Below are 21,227 nucleotides of genomic sequence, written 5' to 3' on the forward strand. Positions count from 1 at the left end.
ATCTTGTGCAGGGCCGTTCCCTCCTTGTCTAAGCAGCCGTTTCTTATTTGAATGTATCCGGGTGCAGACCTTCCGCGAGAATTTTCAGCGCGATCGGTGCGCGTACCCCTTCGGACGCTGCGGACAATGGCAGCACGATCAGACGTTTGTTCTGGATCGCTGGCACGTCAGCCAGTTCCTTTTTGGACAACAGGAAGTTTTGTTTTTGCTCGATCGTCTTGTCGCCGTAGTCGACCACGACGATGACGTCTGGCTTGCGGTTCACGACTTCTTCCCAGCTTACGGTCGCCCAGCCTTTTTGAATGTCGTCGAACACGTTTTTGCCGCCTGCCGCTTTAATCAGAGAAGTCATGTAGTTGTTGGCAGCGGTCAGCGGCTGATCTTCCCCGCTGTCGTACACGAACACGTTCAGCGGCTTGTCCACCGTGCCGATTTTGCTCGTGGTTTGCTCGATTTCCGCTTTCATTTTGCCAATCAGTTCGTTCGCCTTGTCTTCTACGCGGAAAATGCGGCCGATGTTTCGAATATCGGCGAACACGTCGTCAATCGTCGGACCCGGCTTGTTCGAGGACTCTTGCAGGTACGATTTGATCCCCATTTTTTCCAGATCCTCCATCGAGCCGACGCCTTTGTCGCCAAATGCGCTTTTCCAGCCTGCGTAAACGAAGTCAGGGTTTGCGGCCAAAAGCACCTCTTTGGTCGGATACTTGTCAGACAGGACTGGTACCTTGTCGTAGTCGGCTTTCAGCTCAGGCAAAATGTGATCGTCCAGGTACGCGGTTCCGACCATTTTGTCAGCCAACCCCAGCGCGAGCATGACTTCGGTTACGTGCTGGTTCATCGTCACAGCGCGTTTGGGCGCTTCCGGATACGTCATCTCGATCCCGTTGGTCACAATCGTGACGGGCTTGTTGTCAGCAGCAGGCTGGGCCGTTTGCTCCGAGCCAGCATTCGCCACCGTGGATTCGGTCGTAGCAGGTGCTGCCGAGCTGCATGCGGACAAAAGCAGCATAATCGCTGCCAGCGCTGCCATCCAGAAACCGTGGAAGGCTTTTTTTCTCTTACGGATTGTACTCATCTGGTAACCCCTCTTCTTTTGTTGTTGGCATGATGAAAATGAAGCGTTATGTAAATCGTAATGATTACGAATTACACCTTTACTATACAGAGAGCCTGCTTGTTTGGCAACACAGGAAATGCATCACCCCTTTCACAGCCTCGACCGCCACGGCGATGTTCATAGAAAAAAGCACCCCCCAGTTTCCAATCGGGAGGTGCTTGACATACGTAGACATGCCTATAGATTCGGCGTTGCCAATGACGCCTGTTCCTAGTCTGCTTCCACATCTGTCCCATCCTCGTGGGTCGATTGTAAATCATCTCATGGCAGGTCTCCTGGCTTACGAATCATCATCCCCAGCGCCCTTCCCATTTTTCGTCGCGCGAAAAACAGTGGCTTTTTTGCTGGACACTCCTCGTTACAGTGGCGGGACCGCGCCGGATTTTCACCGGACTTCCCTATTAAGCTGGCGGAACCAAACGATTCCGGGCAGCACCATCAGATTCATATAAAATTGTGAGTTTGAAGCCTTATCCGATCACCGTCAGTTTTTTCGGGAACTTGCTCAACACTTCTACGCCTGTTTCGGTTACGAGCACATCGTCCTCGATGCGCACGCCGCCTGCTCCCGGCAAGTACACCCCTGGTTCAATGGTGAACACCATGCCTGGGCGCAGCGTTTCCTGATTTTGCCCATGCACGGACGGATATTCGTGCACATCCATGCCGAGGCCGTGCCCCAGACGGTGAATGAAGTAATCGCCGTAGCCTTTTGCGGCAATGACGTCGCGAGCGGTCTGGTCGAGATGGGCAAACGTCACCCCTGGACGAACTTCGGCAATCGCCGCCTCGTTCGCTGCCAGCACCGTTTCGTAAATATCGCGCAGTTGCTCGCTGATCTGGCCGACAGCAAACGTACGGGTAATATCGGAAACGTAGCCGTCCGCTGCTACCCCGATGTCAAACAGGAGCAAATCGCCTTCCTGCACTTTGCGCGAACCAGGCGTTCCGTGCGGCAATGCCGATTTTTCCCCCGCCAAAACCATCGTGGAAAAAGACGGGCCGTCCGCTCCCAGACGCTTCATCTGGTATTCCAGCTCCGCGACGATTTCCATTTCGGTCTGGCCGATTTTGAATGTTTTCAACGTCTCGCCGAGTGTATCTTCAATCAGTTGGACAGCCTTTTGCAAACGAGCCACTTCGTCTGCCGATTTAATCAGGCGCATTTCGCGCAGCGGCTCTTCCACATCCGCGTAGCTCTCTGCACAGATGACTTGTCCCAGCGCCTCGTAACGCTCTACGGTCATGTGGCTTTTTTCGATGCCCAGCTTCTTCAGGTTCGCTGGCAACACTTGCTTGAGAAGCTCGTAAGGATTCTCAATATCCGTATGCGTGTGAATCGTCTGAACAGTCGAAGCCGCTGCTGCCGCTTCGCGGTCAAGGGCTGGAACGATCAGGGATGGCTCGCCCTGGGCTGGAATAATCAGACCCATAAAGCGTTCATGCGGATCGGTAAAAAAGCCGGTCAAATAGTAAACGTGCTTGGGAGAGGTGATGACTACCGCGTCGAGCTCTTGTTTGGTCAAAAATTCGTGCAGTTTCGAAATGCGCTCCAAATACACCTGCGTCACCTTCGCTTTCGACAAGATTCTTCCTCGAGAATACCATTTCCCTGTCCAAAAAAGAAGAGCGGAACGGAAAATTCTCTCTTGAAACGGACACCATATGCTAGGGGTGAATAACCAACATGGAACCAACCATCGTACAACTGGACAGCCACCGCATCGCCTGCCACCTGTCAGGGCGCGGCACGCCACTCGTGTGCATTCACGCCCCGTGCATCGGCTCTGTCAACTTCGACTATCAAGAGCCGCTTGCGGATGTTTGCCAACTCGTCGTGCCAGACCTCCCGGGGCATGGCGACAGCTCCCCGCTGGCTGGACCTACGACCATGCGCGAGCTTGCCAGCGTGATTCACGGGCTTTGCCAGTCGCTCGGACTTGAGCGTCCGTTGCTTTTGGGGTACTCGCAGGGGGCTTCGCTCGTCCTCGAATACTGCCTCCGCTTTCCCGAAAACGTGCGCGGCGCCATCCTCGTCAGCGCCTTTTCCGAAGTAACCGACTTTTCGTTGCACAGCCGTTTTCTGCTCGCCCAATCGCTGTCCTGCCTGCACGCCGCTCCGCTGATTGCCAGGTCGATCGCCGCCTCTCATCTCGACGACCCGCTTGCTCGCTCCCGCTGGATTGAGCATGGCAGCCAAACAGATGCAGCGAGCCTCCGCCACCTGTACGCCGCCGGGCACCGCTACAATTGCACGGATCAGTTGAGCCAGCTCAAGCTGCCGATGCTGCTCGTCTATGGCGCAGACGATGCGAACATGTTGCCGTATGCCAGGCTACTGGAAAAAAAGCTTCCGCAAGCGGAACTGGTGATGGTGCCGTCGGTCAAGCACCAGGTCGTCACGCGCGCCGCAGCAACGTTCAACCAACTATGCCGCCAATGGCTGAACTGAACAAAAAAAGAGGCGAAAAGGACTGCCTGCGTCCCTTTACGCCCCTTTTGCTGCGTATCAGTTTTTCATCCGCGGGTCAAGCGCATCCCGCAATCCGTCCCCGATCAGGTTGAAGCCGAGAACCGTCAGCATGATCGACAAGCCCGGGAAAATGACTGTCCACGGCGCCTTCTGGATGTACTGGCGAGAATCGGAAAGCATTTTCCCCCACTCCGGCTCCGGCGGTTGGGCACCAAGCCCGAGGAAGCCGAGCGCTGCCGCTTCGATAATCGCTGTCGCAATCCCCATCGTCCCCGTCACGATGATCGGCGCCAGGCTGTTCGGCAAAATGTGCTGCATGAGAATGCGCGAGTCTTTCATCCCGATTGCGCGGGCCGCCATGACGAACTCCTCTTCCTTCAGGCTCAACACGCGCGAGCGCACCAGACGCCCAAAGGTCGGAATGTTGATGATGGCAATGGCCAGTAGCGCATTTTGCAAGGATGGCCCCAGAATGGCGACAATCGCAATCGCCAGAAGAATGCTTGGAAACGCCAGCATGATGTCAAAAACGCGAGAGATGACGGTATCAATCCATCTGCCGTAAAAGCCCGCCAAGAGGCCCAAAATCGTGCCTGCCACGACGGAGCCGATGACCGAGAAGGTCCCGACCCACAAGGAAATGCGCGCACCATAAACGACGCGGCTAAACACATCCCGCCCGTTGTAATCTGTTCCAAACCAATGCTCTTCGGACGGCGGCTTGTTTTTCATCACCAGCTCCCCCTCGTCATACGGGTACGGAGCAATCACTGGCGCAAAGACGGCAACTGCCACGAAAAACAGAATGATCGCCAGCCCCACCATCGCGAGCTTGTTTTTCCGCAAGGCTCTCCAAGCTTCCCGCCAAGGAGAGACAACTTCTTCCTCTTTTACTCTCAGGGATACCGTCTGTACTTGTGTCTCTGCCATGTCTCTTCGTCCCTCCCCTAGCGGTATTTAATGCGCGGATCGATATAGGCATACAGAAGGTCGACCAGGAGATTAATCAAGACGAAAATCGTAGCGATCACCAAAATGCCGGACTGGATCACCGGATAGTCGCGGTTGCCGATCGCTGTGAAAATGTAGCGGCCGACTCCTGGCCAGCCAAAAATCGTTTCGGTCAGCACCGCTCCGCCCAAAAGCAAGCCCGTTTGCAGACCGATCACCGTCAGCACGGGAATCATCGCGTTTTTCAGCGCGTGCTTGTACACGACCCAGAACTGCGCCAAGCCTTTTGCCCGAGCGGTCCGCACGTAATCGGCACGCATGACTTCCAGCATGCTCGAACGGGTAATCCGGGCGATAATCGCCATCGGAATCGTCCCCAAAGCCACGCCAGGCAGGATCAAATGCTTGATGACCTCCCACAACTGATCCCACTGTCCAGCCAAAATCGTGTCCAGTATATAGAACTGCGTAATGGCCTCTACAGGATTACGCGAATTGTCGCGACCAACGGATGGCAGCCATTTCAGTTCTTGCGCAAAGAACCACTGCTCCATCAACCCTAGCCAAAAAATTGGCATCGAAACACCGATCAAGGCGATCAGCATCGCACAGTAGTCAAACCAGGAGTTTTGCTTCCACGCAGACAAAATCCCTGCGTTCACTCCGATAATGACAGCGAAAAGCATGCTGACAATCGTCAGCTCGGTGGTGGCGGCCAAATACGGGCCGATTTCTTGCGTGATGCTTGCCCCGGAATGCAGGGAAACGCCCAAGTCGCCGGTAATAATCTGCTTCAAGTAGTCAAAATATTGAATGTACCACGGATTGTTCAAGCCTAAAACTTCCCGTAAATCTTCAATCGCTTTCGGACTTGCTTTCTCTCCCAATATGGTCAGAGCCGGATCACCTGGGATGGCACGAATGATGGAAAATACGACGATGGACATGCCCAGTAGAACGGGGATGAGCATAAGAATTCTTCGGATGCTGTAGGATAGCAATGCCATCTCCTCGCTTTCCTTACCAAAAAATAATGACTGCGTGCAAGAAAGAAAGGGTAAGAAGAGGGTCGCTCCTCTTACCCTGCTTGCTCATCGGATCAATCCAGTTTTACTTGAGGTCAACCTTCTCCAAGCTCTCGGAGCCTTTTGGATGCGGCTTGTAGTTGATGATGTTGGCCTTGGCAGCAAGCGCAGGCGTCGAGTGCGCCAGTGGCACCATCGGCACGTCCTTGAAGATGATTTCCTGAACTTGCAGGTACAGCTTCTCGCGTTCTTCCTTGGTCGTCGCAGACTGGGCAGCCATCAGCAACTTGTGCGCTTCTTCATTTGCCCAGCGCGTGCGGTTGTTTCCGCCGATGTTGTTTTTATCCAGCAAGGTCGCCAGGAAGTTGTCCGGGTCGCCGTTGTCGCCAGTCCAGCCCAGCATGAACATTTCCTGCTCGCCTGCTTTTGTTTTTTCCAGGTACGTCGCCCATTCCATGGTGACGATTTCCGCTTCTACGCCGATCTTTTTCAGGTCTTGCTGAATCGCCTCGGCAATTTTCACGCCATCCGGCATGTACGGACGAGCAACCGGCATCGCCCAGAACTTGATTTTGAAGCCGTTCGGGAAGCCTGCTTCTGTCAAAAGCTGCTTTGCCTTGTCTATGTTGAACTCGCGGTCTTGGATGTTGCTGTTGTGCCCCCAGATGGAAGGCGGCATCGGGTTCACAGCCGGTTGTCCCAGTCCTGCGAAGAAGGCGTCGATGATCGCCGGCTTGTTGACCGCATACGCGATCGCTTCACGAACTTTCGGGTTGTCCAGCGGCTTTTTCTCTACGTTAAAGCCGACAAAGCCGATGTTCATGGACGGGCGCAGGATCAGTTGCAGATCGCTGTTGCCTTTCACCGTTTCCGCGTCATCCGGGTTCAGACCGTCCATCATGTCGATCTCGCCGGAAGTGAGCGCTGTCAGACGAGCTGTATTTTCAGGAATGACCTTGAACACGAGCTTGTCGAGCTTAGGGAAACCAGCGTTCCAATAGTCCGGGTTTTTCTCCAGCGTAATGGTGTCGTTGCGCTTCCACTCTACGAACTTGAACGGTCCTGTTCCGACCGGTTTTTCGTTGAACTTCTCAGGGCCCATCTCCTGTACCGCTTTTGGCGATGCAATCGCGAAGCAGGACATGCCCAGGTTTTGAATGAACGGGGCGAGCGGGCGGTTCAGGGTGAATTTCACCGTTTGCGCGTCTACCGCTTCTACACTCTTGATGACGTGTGTTTCGTCGCCTTTGTAGCCGCCGAACATGTCGTTGTAGTATTCGAAGCCTTCCTTGTTATGCTGCGGATGGTTCTTGTCGCTCCAGCGCTCGAAGTTCCATTTTACCGCCTCGGCATTGAAATCCGTGCCGTCGTGGAACTTCACGCCGCTGCGCAGATGGAACGTGTACGTCAAACCATCCGGAGAGATTTCCCACTTTTCAGCAAGGGAAGGCACTACTTCTGTGCTTTCTTCCGCGTAGCCTACCAGCGTATCGAATATGTTTTCCGTCACCTTGAACGATTCGCCGTCGGTTTGCGCGATCGGGTCGAGGCCCACTGTGTCGCCGCCGCGGCCGACGATCAGTTGCTTGGGTCCCGTTTTTGCCGGCTCTGGTGCCGAAGTCGCCGGAGCTTCTGTTTTTGGCTGTTCTGCCGGCGCCTGTGTCGTCTGAGAACCGCTGCATCCGGCAAGCAACATAGCCAGCGCCAACAGGCTGGTCATGGCTGCGGAGAGAACTCTCTTCTTCATGAAAACATCCCCCTCTACTAAAGTGAAAACATGTTACTTGGATAGGTGGTCATTCATGTCGCTCCTGCCTCGCATCCCCCCTTTAACAAGGCAACCTTTTCAGCAGGCGGACATCCTACGTGCGGCTTACTGCTTGTACAGATGGCAAGCCACGAAGTGTCCGTCGCCCACATCCTGAAAAGCGGGACGAACAGAGCGGCATTCCTCTGTCACGTGCGGACAGCGCGTATGGAACGTACAGCCGCTGGGAGGATTCGCAGGACTTGGCACGTCGCCTTGCAAAATCACCCGCTCCCGCACAGCGTCGGGGTCCGGAGTCGGCACGGCAGACAGCAAAGCTTTTGTGTACGGATGAAGCGGATTCGTGTAAAGCTGGTTGCTCGTGGTCAGCTCCACGATCCGGCCGAGGTACATCACGCCCACCCGGTCGCTGATATGCCGCACGACACTCAGGTCGTGGGCGATAAACAAGTAGGTGAGGCCCATATCCCGCTGCAAATCTTGCATGAGGTTGAGCACTTGCGACTGAATCGACACGTCGAGCGCAGATACAGGCTCGTCGGCCACGATCAGCTTCGGATTGAGCATGAGCGCCCGGGCGATCCCGATCCGCTGGCGCTGCCCACCGCTGAACTGGTGCGGGTAACGCCTGGCGTGATAGCTGCTCAGCCCCACGACCTCGAGCATTTGCTGCACTTTTCGTTTGCGCTCGGCACTCGTTCCGATCCCGTGAACGATCAGTGGTTCTTCCAGAATCTTCTCAATATTGTGACGAGGATTCAGGGAAGCGAACGGGTCTTGGAAAACAATTTGCATATCGCGGCGCATTTTGCGCATCGCATCCGTTGAAAGCGCGGTTACATTCACACCGTCAAACGTGACTTCACCCGCAGTCGGCTCGATCAGCCGCAAGAGCGAGCGCCCGGTCGTCGACTTGCCACAGCCGCTCTCTCCGACCAGTCCCAGCGTTTCCCCGCGCTTAACCGTAAACGAAACATCGTCTACTGCTTTTACGACGCCTACTTCCCCGCCCAGGATGCCACCAGTGATGGGATAGTACTTTTTCAAGTTTTTTACGACGAGTAGTTCTTCTGTCAACGGGCATGCTCCTCTCGGGTTATTCGCTCAGCCAGCAGCGGGACAGGTGATTTTCCCCTACTGCTTTTAGCTGCGGCATTTCGCTGCGGCAAAGATCAGTCGCCTGATCGCACCGGGGCGCAAAGCGGCATCCGACCGTAAGCGAGCCGGGAATCGGCACATTCCCCGGGATGGAGTAGAGCCTCTCCTGCGACTCTTCCAGCTTGGGCAAGGAGTTGAGCAATCCTTTTGTGTACGGATGCTTGGGCTTTTTCAGGATCGTGCGAACGTCTCCCTCTTCGATGACGTTGCCCGCGTACATGACCACGACGCGGTGGCACATCTCCGCGACCACGCCCAAATCGTGCGTGATGAGCAAAATGGCCGTCTGCGCCTCCTGGTTGAGTTGGCGCATCAGATCGAGAATTTGCGCCTGAATGGTCACATCGAGCGCCGTCGTAGGCTCGTCCGCAATCAACAGCTCCGGATTGCAGGCCATCGCCATGGCGATCATGACGCGCTGCCGCATCCCGCCGGAAAGCTGGTGCGGGTATTCATCGACAATCGCTTCCGCTCGCGGAATCCCTACTTTTTTCAGCATGTCGATCGCGCGAGCCCGCGACTCTTTTTTACTGGCTTTCGTATGTAAGCGAACCGCTTCGCCGATCTGATTCCCGATCGTAAAAACAGGGTTCAGGGACGTCATCGGCTCTTGGAAAATCATCGCGATTTCATTTCCGCGTATGTCCCTCATCCGCTTTTCATCGGCTGTTACGAGGTCTTCCCCTTTGAACTTGATTTTTCCCCCGACGATTTTTCCAGGTGGATTGGGCACCAGCTTCATGACTGACAAGGAAGTAACGCTTTTCCCGCAGCCTGACTCGCCTACGATGCCGACTACTTCTCCTTTGTTAACCGTGATCGTCACGCCATCAACGGCAGGGATTTGGCCGCGGTCCGTGAAAAAGTGCGTCTGCAGGTTTTCGATTTGAAGGACAGGATCTGACACGTGGCTCACCTCTCTTACCGATATATTCAGTAGAAAAAGATCTATCAGTAGACATTATGCCATTAATACAATTTTTTGGCAACACAATAAATTCTAACTATTATATTTTTGCTGACTATATTGAATATTCCTCTTTCCTCCCCCAATTTCATTCAAAAATTTTCGCTTGCGGCACGGAGCGCAGGCGCCATCTGCGTTGCACAGTTTGCGGCAAATCGTTCCCCGCCCGCCTGACACGCAAAAAAGACCCGCTCTGACGGGTCTTTTGTCACTGAGGCTTTGTACACCCCTTCTTTTTGCGCGTAAACAAAATCTACGGCTCGAAAAAACTTCCTACCCAATCGACAAACATTTGCGCGCCATTTTTGATGCTGTCGCCCAATGTCAAGCCCACACGGCTCACGTAGTTGACCATTTTCTCCGGCCCTGCCGTCTGCACCTGCTTGCCCATCACTGCGATTTCCATCTGACCTTGATCGACTTTTTTGATGTAAAAGGTCTGCGCTTTTTCTTCGGGCACTCCGCTCACCTTGGAGATTCCCCGCTCCGCCGTTTGCAGACCAATCACCACGCCGACCAGCAAAATGATTAACAGACCTGTCAGCTTCACCGTCACGTTCATGCCCATCACCTCTTCGCAGGCTCTTCCGCTACTGTTTTGCCTACTTTTTCGGCCTGCAGGTAATAAGCGGCAAAGACATCGGCCAATGCCTCCGCCGTATTCAAGCTCTCCTGCAAGGTGTTCTCCGTGCCACCTATTTCCATTAACAGGCTTCCCGGAGAGATGGACTGATTATACTCGCCATGATCGGTTTTTGCCCCTTTTTCCATCACGCCGCGGGACAGCTCGGGATACATCTTTTCCATCAGCTCGTGCAGTTCGGTCGCGAACGCCTCGTTTTTCTCGTGGCTTTTGTTCCGCTTGCCAATGACGAACATGACGCGTGCGTACGTTTTTCCTTTGATCGTCACGGTCGTGCGATCACGCGGAGCCGTATCGCGGTGCAGGTCGAAGAAGTAGTGCAGCTCCCGATTTTTTTCGACAGCGGCTTTCACTACTTGCAACGATTGGGCGTACGACAGCGCGTAATCCATCTTTTTGTTCAGAAGCTGCTGGTAAATGTCGTCCTTGCTTACATCCGCACCGATTCCCCGCTCGTTCAGCGCCTCGCTCAGACGTTGGCTGACGAGGGAGATGTTTCGGGTCGGATGATCGACAGAAGTGCCGACCGGCTTTGTTTCACTAAACCACGATTCGCGGTTGTGCGAATTGTAGACGAAGACGACTTTTTTGCCGTTCGTCGTGGCTGGCTTTGCCACAGGAGCGGGCTTTTCCTCTGCGGGCTTTGCCGCCGCCTGCTCTTGCGGCTCCACGACGGGCACGAGCTGGGACGTATCTGCCACCTGCTTCGGATGGGCGGGATACTCGACGTAAAAATCAGCGAGCGTAGCTCCTTTTCCCTGGACGACAAACCGCGCATCCTCCGTCGTCACCATCCCCGGCAGCTCTCTGCCGAGCAGGCTGCGCAAATCGCCTGGCTGAATATTGGTCGCCAGTTGAAAAAGAAAGCCCGTCACGCTATTGGACCTGGCATCGGACGAAGCCTGCACCGTAGCGGAGAGAGCCGGAATCTCCTGCCCCATCCAGTTCAAAATCGCCAGACTCGATATATGCGACGCCGCCTGCTGGATGGCGGAGGAGGTGATCGCGACGCGATTTCCTCCCAGCGACAACACACCCGTCATGACGAACAAAAACGCGGTTATGAATGAAAGAACTGCGAATTGGCGTTGGATTAGGGTCGCCATCTGTCTCACTCCTCTGGCTGTTGCGTGGACGAAGCGCGACGCTCTCTCTCACGCTTGTCTATGCTTTAGCCTATGAGCCTCATAGAGACGATAGAACCCTTTTCTAGCTGTTCTCTCACAATCTAGCGCTTTGCGCGCAAGCTCCTTGGCTAGTGCGTGTAGGCGGCGCTGTTGTCCCCGTCCACGGCCTGATGCAGCGAGCGGTTCAGCCCGGTTGCGATCACGTTGGCTACGCCTTCGATGAAGTCGTCCACCTCTTTTGGCGTGACGACCAAATCTTGTCCAAGCGGCCGGAGCACCTCGTGGATCAGTTGCCGCTTTTCCTCTTCCGGCAGCGAGCCTACCAGCCCCATAAACGTTTTGCGCGATTCCATGTCAGGCAAATCATCCTCGGTGTACGGCTCGCTACGCTCCGGCACCGTGCTCAGCGCCAACTTGTTGAACGCCCGCTTGCTCTCCACCATGGACTGCCCAAAATGCCCCAGCAAATACGTAATCGCGTCATTGACGATCGTGGAGGCAAAAACGACGGTCGGCACGCCGACTGCGATCACCGGAATCCCGAGCGTCGCCTGGTCGATCGCCTTGCGCTTGTTCCCTACCCCGGATCCGGGATGAATGCCTGTGTCCGATATTTGGATCGTCGTATTGACGCGGTGCAGAGCGCGGGAGGCGAGAGCGTCGATGCAGATGACGAAGTCTGGCTTGCTTTTTTCCACGACGCCGAAAACAATTTCGCTCGTCTCAATCCCGGTAATGCCCAACACGCCCGGCGAGATGGCACTGACCTCGCGATAGCCTTCCCCGACCGTTTCCGGGGCCAGCTTGTACAGGTGGCGCGTAATCAGCAAGTTTTCCACCACCATCGGCCCGAGCGCGTCCGGGGTCACGTTCCAGTTGCCAAGCCCCACGATCAGCGCCTTTTGGTCTTTCGTGATTCCCATTTGCTCCAGAAAAGCGGCAAATTCCACAGCGAACCGCTTTGCGACTTGTTCTTCTATAGAAGTATCGTTTTCGCGCAGCTTGGGTACTTCTATCGTCAGGTAGCGTCCCGGCAGCTTGCCGATTTGCTTGCCTGCCTCTTCCGTCTGTACGTGCAGTCTCGTCACCTTGATGTTCGGCTCCCGGTCGTCAGCTTGCAGCCAAATGCCTTCGATATTGCTTTCGTTTTGCTGCTGGGCCAGCTCATGCGCCTCTACGGCCAAATCGGTCCGAATCGAGTAGCCTGACAAATCAATGTTGTGCGCCATGTTCCATCGACTCCCTTCTCGATGAGAAAAACGGTCGTGACCGTTTTCTTCCTGCTACTAGGTTGCTTGAATCCTTTATTTTTATTCCGAATCCTTTCTTGCAAATGGTCTTTGCCCATGCTAGAATTACTTTGTTGTATGACTGTATGTCTATGGTCGTCTAAGGAGGTGACACACATGCCAAACATTAAATCCGCGATTAAACGCACCAAAACAATCGAAAAGCGTCGCGCACACCGTGCTTCTCAAAAGTCTGATCTGCGCACTTCGATCAAGAGCTTTGAGAAAGCTGTCGCCGCTTCTGATGTAGCATTGGCGAAATCCACTCTTCTGGTGGCTGTGAAAAAGCTGGACAAGGCCGCTTCGAAAGGTCTCATTCATAAAAACGCAGCAAACCGTCAAAAGTCTCGTTTGATGAAAAAGCTCAACGTTCTGAGCGCTCCTGTAGCGTAAGAGACCAACCGAAAAAACCCCGCGAACGTCACGTTCATGGGGTTTTTTTATGTTTGGCGCTAGCTCGTCGTTGCTTGCCGCTCGGCATGGGCCCGCGCCACAAACAGCTCCAGCGCAAGACGCTTGTCCACCTGGCCGGACTTCATGCGAAAATCTTCTTCTGCCAGAATCCCCAGCAGCCTTTTCAACGAATCCTCGGAAAAATGGCGCGCCTGCTCCATCGCTTTTTTCACGGCGTACGGATGCATTTTTATCATGCCTGCCATCTGCTGCTGCGAATAACCGCGCGGCGAGAGCTGCTTGACGTGCAGCAGCATGCGAAACTGTCTCGCCAACAGCGCAATCAGCTTGATTGGCTCCTCGCCTGTCTTCATGCAGTCGTACATCATCCGCAACGCCCTGTCCAACTTCCCTGACGCGACCTGCTCGATCAGCCCGAAAACATCCTGCTCCAGCGTCCGTGCGCCGAGCGTTTCGATCACCTCATCCGTAATGCTGGCCCCCGCTCCTACGTACAAAGCGAGCTTCTCCACTTCCTTGTCCAACAGCCGCAGCTCGTGGCCGACGCGCTCCACCAGCTTCATCGCCTGCGGGCGCCCGATCCGCGCCTGGTACTTGTCTGCCTGCCGCTCTACCCAGCCGTACAAATCCGCGTCCTTTAACAGCGGAAACGGAATGACCTTCGCTTTTTGCTGCAGCGTCTTGACGAGCTTTTTGCGCTCGTCCAGCTTTTCGGCTTCTGTATGTAAAATCAGCGTCGTGTACGGAGGCGGATTTTGCAAATAGGCAAGCAGCGCATCCGGATCGCTCTCCACTTTCGTCTGCGGCTTGCTCCCCGTCAAAAAATATGCGTGTTTGGCAATCACGAGGCGATGCTCTCCCAAAAACGGCAAAGTTTCCGCGTCTTGCAATATGTCCGCGAGTCCCGTCTCCGTACAATCGTAGACACTCATGTTGAGATCGCGAAACTGCGGGTCAATCATTTCGTTTTTGGCCAGCGACAAAAATTCTTCGGCTAAAAACGATTCCGGGCCGAAAAGCACGTACAGCGGCGAAAAGTGCTTTTGCCGGATTTCCCGAATGGCCGACAGGAGTGGCATGCGTTATCTCTCCCTTTCCTTGCAACTTATCTGCGTCATTATAGCATTAGAAAACTTGACTTGCCCATCTTTTTGCCTGGTCAGCGACCAAAAAAACCGCTACCGATTGAACAGGTAGCGGTTTTTCCATCCGTTGGCACCTCTATGTAAACGTTTAGGGAAAAGCCCCGGGATTCCTCCTCCCCAAACGGTAAGCAGGGGGTGCTTGATAATGTACTTTACGCAAGAACCCCCTTAGTGGTGCCAGTCCACATTTGAAAAACACGTTTGCCCTGAAACAGGAAAAAAGCTGGATGATTATTCATCATTCTCTTGCTGGTTTTCCTGCTCCTTCTTTTTGTCTTGTTTGCTGTCTTTCTCCTCGTCTTCATCCCTGTCTGCTTTATCAGGCGCATGTTTGTTGTCATCTTCGTCCGTTTTCTCTTCCAGTCCGATCGGAAATGACGGCGGCTTATCCTCTGTCACTACAGGCTTTGGAGCAACTGCGGGCTTCGAAGCTGGCGGAGTCGTGTTTTGGGCAGGCGGCTTGACCGGTGGCTTTTGATCGGTTTGCGCAGGCGGCTTGGACGTTTTTTTCTTAGGCGGAGTTTCCTCGGACTTCTTCCCCACTTCCTTTTTATTCGATGGAGATGGATTAGTGCTTGGAGTAGGAGCTTCTGGTCCGTACACCACCGTTTTGTCCTCCACGACGGGGGCTGGAGCACTGTCTGTACCTTGGCTTAACGGATCTGGCTCCGGATGCTTCCCGTCGCCGCCTGTGAACAGCATGCCGATCAGCAGGCAGGCTGCAACAGCCGTGCTGCCAAGTCCGGCGAGCCATACTTTCATTCGCTTCCATTTTTTCGATTCCGACAGCGAAGACGACTTGCGCTTAACTTCAAGAGTAGGCAAGGATTCCTCAATCGTTGCAGATTTCACAGCTACCGGCTTTGCTGCCGCTGATTCCAACTGTGGCAAAATCGAATCTACAATGCTGAATGAGGGTACGACAGGGGGCAACTGCTCTAGTTTTTGCGACACAGTTTTCAAACGGTTGTACATAAGTTGCAGGTCAGCATCTTTTTGAATAAGGGTGTACAGCACTTGCTGCTCTTGTTCGGACAAGTCCCCATCCAGATCCCTCTGCATGCATTCCCAAATCTCTTCGTTAGTCATCAACCGATTCCCCCTTTCTGGTAGTCGTACAACAGTTCTTGCAACTGTTGCCTAGCCCGAAACAAATACGACTTGACCGTGTTAAGCGGCAAATCCAACGCTTCCGCTATTTCCTGATAGGATAAATCCTCCAGGTAGCGGAGTACTACAACCATCCGGTACTGCTTGGGCAGCTTCCCGATGGCTTCCTGGATGTCATTTGACAGCCCGGTGAGAAGGATCTCATCTTCTACGTTGTTTCGATCAGGTATTATCAGCTCATGCTCGTCGATTGAGACCGTTTCCTTCTTCGCGCGAAATTTATCCATACAGACATTGCTGACAATGCGTTGCACCCAGGTGGAAAACTTTGCCTTTTCCTGATAGGTGTCCAACTTGCGATAAATGCGAATAAGCACTTCCTGAGCAGCATCGAGCGCGTCCTGTTCATTTCCCAGAATATAATAAGCGCTTCGGTAAACGGAGGTCTCAACGGATCGAAGCAGCTCGACAAGCGCATCATGATCCCCGGATTGCGCCAGCCTGATCAGTTCTGCTTCCTGCATAATCTCCTCTCCCCCCTACAGACGGGTCGCTCATGAAAAAGGTTGCAACCATATTATGTATCCAATTGTTGGGTATTCCAAGACAGTCCGGCAGGCGAGATAATCAACGTAATCGCACCGTGCCGATCTGTCCGGTAAATCGTGGTGCCGTATTTCCCCAAACGCTGCAGCACCTGGACGGCAGGATGTCCATACCGATTGTTCACCCCTGCCGAAATGACCGCTGCTTTGGGAGCCGTCGCCGCCAGCAGCTCCTCGGTACTGGAAGTATTGCTGCCGTGGTGGGCGACCTTCAATACATCTACGGGTGACAGGCCGTTTTGGACGAGCACTGCTTCTCCGCTTCGTTCGATGTCGCCTGTGAACAAAACCGTTTTGTTGTATGCGGTAAGCTGAAGAACGACGGAGGCGTCGTTGCCGCGGAGTGTCGTTTCTCCAGGATGAAGCCATTTCCATTCGATTTCCGGTCCATCTGACCATACCTGACCGGGAGTGCCAGTCGTGATCGGGACGCCTCTTTCGCGAAAAAGCTCGCGAATCTGTGCTTCCTTTGCTTCAGGCACTTGTCCGTTCACCAGTACCTCCCCGAAAGAAAAGCGGGGAACCAGCGCTTCCATTCCTCCAATGTGGTCCAGGTCGCCATGCGTCATGATGGCACGATCAATTTTTTCGATCCCACGCGCCATGAGAAACGGGAGAACGACGTCCTTGCCTACTTCAAAAGGGTCGCGCTTCTCCATCCACGGTTCCGCTGCCGGATGGCGCATTGTCCCACCTGCATCCATTAAGTATACCTTCTCGGTGCCAATTTCGACAACGATGGAATCCCCTTGCCCGACATCGAGGAAGGTAATCCGCACTTCATCGCTGCCTGCAAGCGGCTGGCGTGCCGCGACCAAAAGCCCGAGAAATAAGGCCAAACAAAGCGCAACGTCTTGTTTGCGGTGGTAGCCGCGATTCCATAAAATGGGCAGCATCCCGAGAAAACAGGCGTACAGAAGTAGCCACCACCACTTTGGATGCGGCCAGTAGGTAAATGGAATCACCTGTTGATCCAGCGCGTACAGCGGCTCGTGAATCCAGCCGAGCAGGCGGGTCGTAAGCCAGACAGGAACGGCCGCAAGCGCCGGATGGACGAGAGCAAGCACGATCGCGATGTAGCCGAGCGGCAGGACGAGCAAGGAAAGCACAGGTGTAGCCAGGAGGTTGACCAGCCAGGACAGCGGCGAAAACTGATGAAAGTGATAGATGAGAAACGGAAAAGAGACGAGTTGGGCGGAAAACGTGACCGCAACGAGCGTCCTGATCCAGACAGGTACCCGCTCAAACACGTGCAGGCTGTACGGGACAAACAGAATAAGCCCCAGCGTGACCGCAAAAGACAGTTGAAACCCGACATGCCACAACTGGTACGGATTTACCGCAAGCATGACCAGCAAGGCACCTGCCCAAACTTCTTTTCCATCCAGCCTTTTTCCTGCCACCTGGCAAACAAGCCCGACACCGCCCATCAAGCCGGAGCGGACAGCCGATGCGCTCGCCCCGACCAGCAGGACATATCCGACGAGCAAAGAAACAGTCGCAAAAAGCCCCCACCTGCGGCTTACTCCCAGCCTGTCCAGACACCACATGAACATCGAGGTGACCAGCGTCACATGCAAGCCGGAAATCGCGAGAACGTGGCTGAGTCCCAAATTGGCGTACATCGATTCCAGCTCAGGCGTCACGTCTTGGCCAAGCCCCAGCAGCAATGACTTCATATAACCGGCTGTTTCCCGATCGGCAAACAAGCTTTCGATCCGCTCGGCCCCCGCCTTTTGCCACTCCTGAAAACTCCCTTGAATGCTCGCTGCCGCCTCTACCCTCGCGTCCCGGAAGGCTGTCTCCGCCACGACGTGTACCCCTTGCCAGTGCAGGTAGCGCGCATAGTCAAAGGCGTGCGGGTTGCGCGCTCCTTGCGGCAGTCCGAGCTGGGCAAGTGCCACAAGCTCGCTGCCTGTGCGCCACTTCTCGACTGCTGCCGCTTCCTCCGCTGCACTCAATTTGACGCGCAGAACGATCGTTTCGTTTAGGCCAAGCTGCTGCCAGCTTTCGCCCTCTTCGCGCCACTGGCCCACATCCGCAAAGAAGCGGGCGACATCGCCGTCCCGTTTGACGCCAGAAGCGATTTCTCCGCGCACCCATACGGTTCGCTCCTGTGCCGCCAACGGTTTCATTTCCGACTGCTGGAGAATCTCGTACCCATAAAAATAGAGACCTGCTAGAATAGAGAGGAAGGAGTAAACAGCGAGGCGGCCTCGATAGGCGCGCGGAACAAACGCAGCCGCTGCCGCCCACGCCCCGGCCGCTCCGAGCAGCCAGACGGGATGCGCATACGCCGACAGGAGCAAGCCGCTCATCACGGCCAAGCTCGCATTCCAAAGTGACATCGTCTCCCCCTCCGTCCATTTGTCGAACTGTTCTTTTCCTGCGGAGAGTATATCCCCTGACAGGCGGACAAAAATAGAAGAGACGAGGGTCCTTTTTCCCCTGGCTGTGCAACCGTTTTGCGCACAGGACCGGGCATCCAGAAGAGATTGCGCCAACTTGCGATACGTGATAGAGTTAGCAGGAGCAATCCAGTGAGAGGAAGAGTCATTTCATATGTGTGGAATCGTAACACTCTACAACAAGCGGCAAATGCCAGTTAGACAAGAAGCGATCAGCGCGATGACTGGTGTCATCCTGCACCGTGGTCCAGATGACGATGGTTTTCATCTCGAAGACAACATCGCCCTGGGCTTTCGTCGTTTAAGCATCATCGACGTGGAAGGCGGGCATCAACCGCTGTTTAACGAAACGCGTGACATCTGGATTATTGGCAACGGAGAAATTTACAACTACAAGGAATTGCAGCAATGGTTAAAGGACGCCGGTCACGTATTCCATACCGATTCTGATATTGAAACCATCCTTCACCTCTATGAAGAGGTAGGGACGGACGCGCCCAAGCACTTGCGCGGGATGTTCGGCTTTACCATTTACGACTCGCGCAAAAAACGGCTGTTTGGCGCGCGCGACCATTTTGGGATCAAGCCGCTCTACTATGTGGAAACGAATGATTCCATCGGCGTCGCCAGCGAGATCAAAAGCCTGCTGGAGCTACCCGGCTTTACGCGCGAGGTGAACCACAACGGCTTTTACCACTATTTGACTTTCCAATACGTTCCTGATCCCGAAACGATGTATCAGGGCATATACCGCATCCCGCCAGCCCACTCGTTCATCATCGAGAACGACCAGATCAAGCTGGAGCGTTACTGGGACGTGGAGTTCAAGCCAGACGAGAGCAAGCCGTTCTCGTACTTCGTGGAAGGGACTCGCAGCGTGATGCTGGAATCCATCGACAAGCACCGGATCAGCGAGGTTCCGCGCGGCGCTTTCCTTTCCAGCGGCGTCGACTCCAGCAGCATCGTCGCCATGCTGCGCACCTTTGAGCCTGTGAAAACTTTTTCCGTCGGCTCGGACATTCCTGGTTACAGCGAGCTGGACTTCGCGAAGCGGACGGCTGCCTTTTTGGGCACCGAGCACTTCGAGCGGGTCGTCAACGCCCAGCAGTACATGGATGAACTGCCACGCCTCATCTGGCACCAGGACGAACCGGTAGCGGACCCTTCCGCCATCCTGCTCTACTTCGTCGCGCAAATGGCGAGCGAGCACGTCACCGTCGTCTTGTCCGGCGAAGGCGCCGATGAGTTTTTCGGCGGGTACAACATTTACCGGGAGCCTAGCTCGCTCAAGATGTTTTCCGGCATGCCTGGCTGGATGCGCCAGTCGATCGGTTACATGGCACAGCGCCTGCCCGATCAGGTAAAAGGGAAAAACTTCCTTATCCGCGGCTCGAAGACGGTGGAACAGCGCTTTTTCGGCAACGCCCTGATCTTCAGCGAAGAGATGAAAAGACGCGTCGTGATGGACGACATCGCCCGTTCCGAATCGTACGTCTCGCCGTTTACGATCACAGAAGAGATTTACAAGCGCGCTTCCCAGTACGATGACGTGACCAAGATGCAGTATTTGGACATTCACACCTGGCTGCGCGGAAACATTTTGATGAAAGCCGACAAAATGACGATGGCAAACTCATTGGAGCTGCGCGTTCCTTTCATCGACCTGAAAGTGTTCGAGTTCGCCGCTACCATTCCGACGAAGTACAAGATCGCCAACGGCACGACCAAGCACGTGCTGCGCGAAGCGATGAAAGACTTCCTGCCGCCGGAAATCAAGTCGAAGAAGAAGCTTGGCTTCCCGGTTCCGACTCGCCATTGGCTGAAAAACGAATTTTACAAATGGGCAAAAGAGATCATTTTCGAATCGAAGGTAGACAATTTGATTAATAAGGCCTACGTGCTCTACATGCTCGACGAACACCGTGAAGGAAATGCCGACTATAGTCGCAAAATCTGGACGATCCTCGTTTTCATGCTGTGGCACCAAATCTTTATCGAGCAAAAATATACGTTCGATCCGTACGTCAGCCCGAATGTAGACATTCGCCGCAAAAAAAATTCGCTGCAGCACATCGGCTAAAAGCCAGCGGCGTGCAGACGCAAAAATATTTGCAGACCCTCTCTTACTTTTCGTAGATTGTGACTAGAGAATGCTTTCGCTCTATTCCACAAGCACACGCGAGGTAAGGGAGGGTCTTTTGCTATGCTGTTGGATTGGTGGGAACGTCATCGACGCCTGGTCCTGATCGTGGCGGCGACCTTGTTTGTGGCCGTCAGCTTTTGGCTCTACCAGGGGGAGCAGCGGGCAGAGACCGTCGGTGTACCGCTCGTTTCCTCTGCCTATGCGGAAAGGGAGCGCGTCGGGCAGCCGGAAACTGCCCTACAGAAACGGGAGCCTGTCCTTGACCAACCATCTGATGCGCACGCCCGCAGCGAAGCGGAAGCCGCAGCCGAACGAAAGCCCGCCCCTCCGCCTCTCTACGTCGACGTAAAGGGCAAGGTGAAACAGCCGGGACTGTACCGCTTCACGCCGGGCATGCGCGTAGCGGACGCGATCGAACAGGCTGGCGGCGCCCTGCCCGAAGCGGACCTCGATCAAATCAATCTGGCTGAGCCGTTGGCAGATGGGACTGCGCTTTTGGTTCCGGCAAAAGGCAGCGCGACTGGCGGGCCTGGATCGGCAGTTGGCGCGCCTCCCCTTTCGCCAGTGCCCGCGAGCGTGACCCGTGCTGCGGGAACTGGCGGCGCTGTGCCAAAAGCCAAGCTGCTCAATCTCAACACAGCGACCGTCGAGGAACTGACGAGCTTGCCAGGAATCGGGGAGGCGCGGGCAAAAGCGATTTTGGACTACCGTTCGCAAGTCGGCCGCTTCCGTTCCGCCGACGAATTGAAAAAGGTTTCTGGGATCGGGGCAAAGATGTTCGAGCGGATCAAAGACCAAATCGTTGCGCAATAAAGCACTGTCCGGTCATGATTGCCGATCTTCTCACATAGAATGGGGAAAGAATATCGGAGGGAGGTATG

Annotated in this window: 18 protein-coding genes and 1 riboswitch; of the genes, 4 read left to right on the forward strand and 14 right to left on the reverse strand. The window is 54.7% G+C overall.

Annotated features, from left to right (window positions below):
- Positions 1-43: 43 nt before the first annotated feature.
- Both AC27IT_RS19875 and AC27IT_RS19880 read right to left on the reverse strand, forming a co-directional pair.
- Positions 44-1,078, reverse strand: coding sequence for an ABC transporter substrate-binding protein (locus AC27IT_RS19875; RefSeq protein ID WP_283859057.1), 1,035 nt, complete (start codon positions 1,076-1,078; stop codon positions 44-46).
- Positions 1,079-1,368: 290 nt separating this feature from the next.
- Positions 1,369-1,575, reverse strand: a riboswitch (cobalamin riboswitch).
- Between the two features lie 15 nt (positions 1,576-1,590).
- Positions 1,591-2,682 carry a M24 family metallopeptidase gene (locus tag AC27IT_RS19880; protein WP_340673293.1) on the reverse strand — a complete coding sequence of 364 codons (1,092 nt, stop codon included), beginning with the start codon at positions 2,680-2,682 and terminating at the stop codon, positions 1,591-1,593.
- 125 nt (positions 2,683-2,807) lie between these two features.
- On the opposite strand from AC27IT_RS19880, the gene AC27IT_RS19885 reads away from it, so the two are divergent.
- Entirely contained in the window at positions 2,808-3,572 is a 765-nt protein-coding gene (locus AC27IT_RS19885; RefSeq protein WP_005833129.1) for an alpha/beta fold hydrolase, read from the forward strand.
- 57 nt (positions 3,573-3,629) lie between these two features.
- On the opposite strand, the gene AC27IT_RS19890 is transcribed toward AC27IT_RS19885, so the two are convergent.
- From AC27IT_RS19890 to gpr, 8 genes are all read right to left on the reverse strand, one after another.
- On the reverse strand, positions 3,630-4,523 hold the full coding sequence (locus AC27IT_RS19890; protein ID WP_005833132.1) for an ABC transporter permease: 894 nt from the start codon (positions 4,521-4,523) through the stop codon (positions 3,630-3,632).
- A gap of 17 nt (positions 4,524-4,540) precedes the next feature.
- On the reverse strand, positions 4,541-5,551 hold the full coding sequence (locus tag AC27IT_RS19895; protein WP_007777512.1) for an ABC transporter permease: 1,011 nt from the start codon (positions 5,549-5,551) through the stop codon (positions 4,541-4,543).
- A gap of 103 nt (positions 5,552-5,654) precedes the next feature.
- A complete protein-coding gene (locus tag AC27IT_RS19900) occupies positions 5,655-7,316 on the reverse strand; it encodes an ABC transporter substrate-binding protein (RefSeq protein ID WP_007777510.1) in 1,662 nt (553 codons plus the stop codon).
- A 126-nt stretch (positions 7,317-7,442) separates the two neighbouring features.
- Complete coding sequence (locus AC27IT_RS19905) at positions 7,443-8,414, reverse strand: ABC transporter ATP-binding protein (RefSeq protein WP_005833137.1); 972 nt, start codon at positions 8,412-8,414, stop codon at positions 7,443-7,445.
- Positions 8,415-8,433: 19 nt separating this feature from the next.
- Complete coding sequence (locus AC27IT_RS19910; protein ID WP_005833139.1) at positions 8,434-9,402, reverse strand: ABC transporter ATP-binding protein; 969 nt, start codon at positions 9,400-9,402, stop codon at positions 8,434-8,436.
- Positions 9,403-9,715: 313 nt separating this feature from the next.
- Positions 9,716-10,024 carry a DUF3679 domain-containing protein gene (locus AC27IT_RS19915; RefSeq protein WP_007777498.1) on the reverse strand — a complete coding sequence of 103 codons (309 nt, stop codon included), beginning with the start codon at positions 10,022-10,024 and terminating at the stop codon, positions 9,716-9,718.
- A 5-nt stretch (positions 10,025-10,029) separates the two neighbouring features.
- A complete protein-coding gene (gene spoIIP / locus AC27IT_RS19920) occupies positions 10,030-11,211 on the reverse strand; it encodes a stage II sporulation protein P (protein ID WP_238501144.1) in 1,182 nt (393 codons plus the stop codon).
- Between the two features lie 149 nt (positions 11,212-11,360).
- Positions 11,361-12,461, reverse strand: coding sequence for a GPR endopeptidase (gpr, locus tag AC27IT_RS19925; protein WP_007777491.1), 1,101 nt, complete (start codon positions 12,459-12,461; stop codon positions 11,361-11,363).
- Between the two features lie 177 nt (positions 12,462-12,638).
- Here gpr and rpsT point away from each other — a divergent pair, with 177 nt between their 5' ends.
- Positions 12,639-12,914: a 30S ribosomal protein S20 gene (rpsT, locus tag AC27IT_RS19930; RefSeq protein WP_005833151.1), complete on the forward strand. Its 276-nt coding sequence runs from the start codon at positions 12,639-12,641 to the stop codon at positions 12,912-12,914.
- Positions 12,915-12,973: 59 nt separating this feature from the next.
- Here the strand turns inward: rpsT and holA are convergent, their stop codons facing one another.
- From holA to AC27IT_RS19950, 4 genes are all read right to left on the reverse strand, one after another.
- Positions 12,974-14,014 (reverse strand): DNA polymerase III subunit delta, encoded by a 1,041-nt coding sequence (gene holA / locus AC27IT_RS19935; RefSeq protein WP_005833153.1) that lies wholly within the window; start codon positions 14,012-14,014, stop codon positions 12,974-12,976.
- A gap of 297 nt (positions 14,015-14,311) precedes the next feature.
- The gene (locus tag AC27IT_RS19940; RefSeq protein WP_005833155.1) at positions 14,312-15,169 is read right to left on the reverse strand and encodes a hypothetical protein; all 858 of its coding nucleotides are present in this window, start codon (positions 15,167-15,169) and stop codon (positions 14,312-14,314) included.
- Positions 15,169-15,714, reverse strand: coding sequence for an RNA polymerase sigma factor (locus AC27IT_RS19945; protein WP_005833157.1), 546 nt, complete (start codon positions 15,712-15,714; stop codon positions 15,169-15,171). The genes AC27IT_RS19940 and AC27IT_RS19945 overlap by 1 nt, the downstream gene beginning before the upstream one ends.
- Before the next feature lie 53 nt (positions 15,715-15,767).
- Positions 15,768-18,143 (reverse strand): DNA internalization-related competence protein ComEC/Rec2, encoded by a 2,376-nt coding sequence (locus AC27IT_RS19950; protein WP_487092064.1) that lies wholly within the window; start codon positions 18,141-18,143, stop codon positions 15,768-15,770.
- A 214-nt stretch (positions 18,144-18,357) separates the two neighbouring features.
- Here AC27IT_RS19950 and asnB point away from each other — a divergent pair, with 214 nt between their 5' ends.
- Entirely contained in the window at positions 18,358-20,283 is a 1,926-nt protein-coding gene (asnB, locus tag AC27IT_RS19955) for an asparagine synthase (glutamine-hydrolyzing) (RefSeq protein WP_005833159.1), read from the forward strand.
- 123 nt (positions 20,284-20,406) lie between these two features.
- Positions 20,407-21,159, forward strand: coding sequence for a helix-hairpin-helix domain-containing protein (locus AC27IT_RS19960; protein WP_025844907.1), 753 nt, complete (start codon positions 20,407-20,409; stop codon positions 21,157-21,159).
- Positions 21,160-21,227: the final 68 nt, after the last annotated feature.

The organism is Brevibacillus sp. YAE8 (assembly GCF_057543335.1).

What these genes read in the sequence shown, in the direction of transcription:
- AC27IT_RS19875 (WP_283859057.1), bottom strand. Translation starts at nt 1,078, where the DNA reads ATGAGTACAATCCGTAAGAGAAAAAAAGCCTTCCACGGTTTCTGGATG.
- AC27IT_RS19885 (WP_005833129.1), top strand. Translation starts at nt 2,808, where the DNA reads ATGGAACCAACCATCGTACAACTGGACAGCCACCGCATCGCCTGCCAC.
- AC27IT_RS19890 (WP_005833132.1), bottom strand. Translation starts at nt 4,523, where the DNA reads ATGGCAGAGACACAAGTACAGACGGTATCCCTGAGAGTAAAAGAGGAA.
- AC27IT_RS19895 (WP_007777512.1), bottom strand. Translation starts at nt 5,551, where the DNA reads ATGGCATTGCTATCCTACAGCATCCGAAGAATTCTTATGCTCATCCCC.
- AC27IT_RS19900 (WP_007777510.1), bottom strand. Translation starts at nt 7,316, where the DNA reads ATGAAGAAGAGAGTTCTCTCCGCAGCCATGACCAGCCTGTTGGCGCTG.
- AC27IT_RS19915 (WP_007777498.1), bottom strand. Translation starts at nt 10,024, where the DNA reads ATGAACGTGACGGTGAAGCTGACAGGTCTGTTAATCATTTTGCTGGTC.
- spoIIP (WP_238501144.1), bottom strand. Translation starts at nt 11,211, where the DNA reads ATGGCGACCCTAATCCAACGCCAATTCGCAGTTCTTTCATTCATAACC.
- gpr (WP_007777491.1), bottom strand. Translation starts at nt 12,461, where the DNA reads ATGGCGCACAACATTGATTTGTCAGGCTACTCGATTCGGACCGATTTG.
- rpsT (WP_005833151.1), top strand. Translation starts at nt 12,639, where the DNA reads ATGCCAAACATTAAATCCGCGATTAAACGCACCAAAACAATCGAAAAG.
- holA (WP_005833153.1), bottom strand. Translation starts at nt 14,014, where the DNA reads ATGCCACTCCTGTCGGCCATTCGGGAAATCCGGCAAAAGCACTTTTCG.
- AC27IT_RS19940 (WP_005833155.1), bottom strand. Translation starts at nt 15,169, where the DNA reads ATGACTAACGAAGAGATTTGGGAATGCATGCAGAGGGATCTGGATGGG.
- AC27IT_RS19945 (WP_005833157.1), bottom strand. Translation starts at nt 15,714, where the DNA reads ATGCAGGAAGCAGAACTGATCAGGCTGGCGCAATCCGGGGATCATGAT.
- AC27IT_RS19950 (WP_487092064.1), bottom strand. Translation starts at nt 18,143, where the DNA reads ATGTCACTTTGGAATGCGAGCTTGGCCGTGATGAGCGGCTTGCTCCTG.
- asnB (WP_005833159.1), top strand. Translation starts at nt 18,358, where the DNA reads ATGTGTGGAATCGTAACACTCTACAACAAGCGGCAAATGCCAGTTAGA.
- AC27IT_RS19960 (WP_025844907.1), top strand. Translation starts at nt 20,407, where the DNA reads ATGCTGTTGGATTGGTGGGAACGTCATCGACGCCTGGTCCTGATCGTG.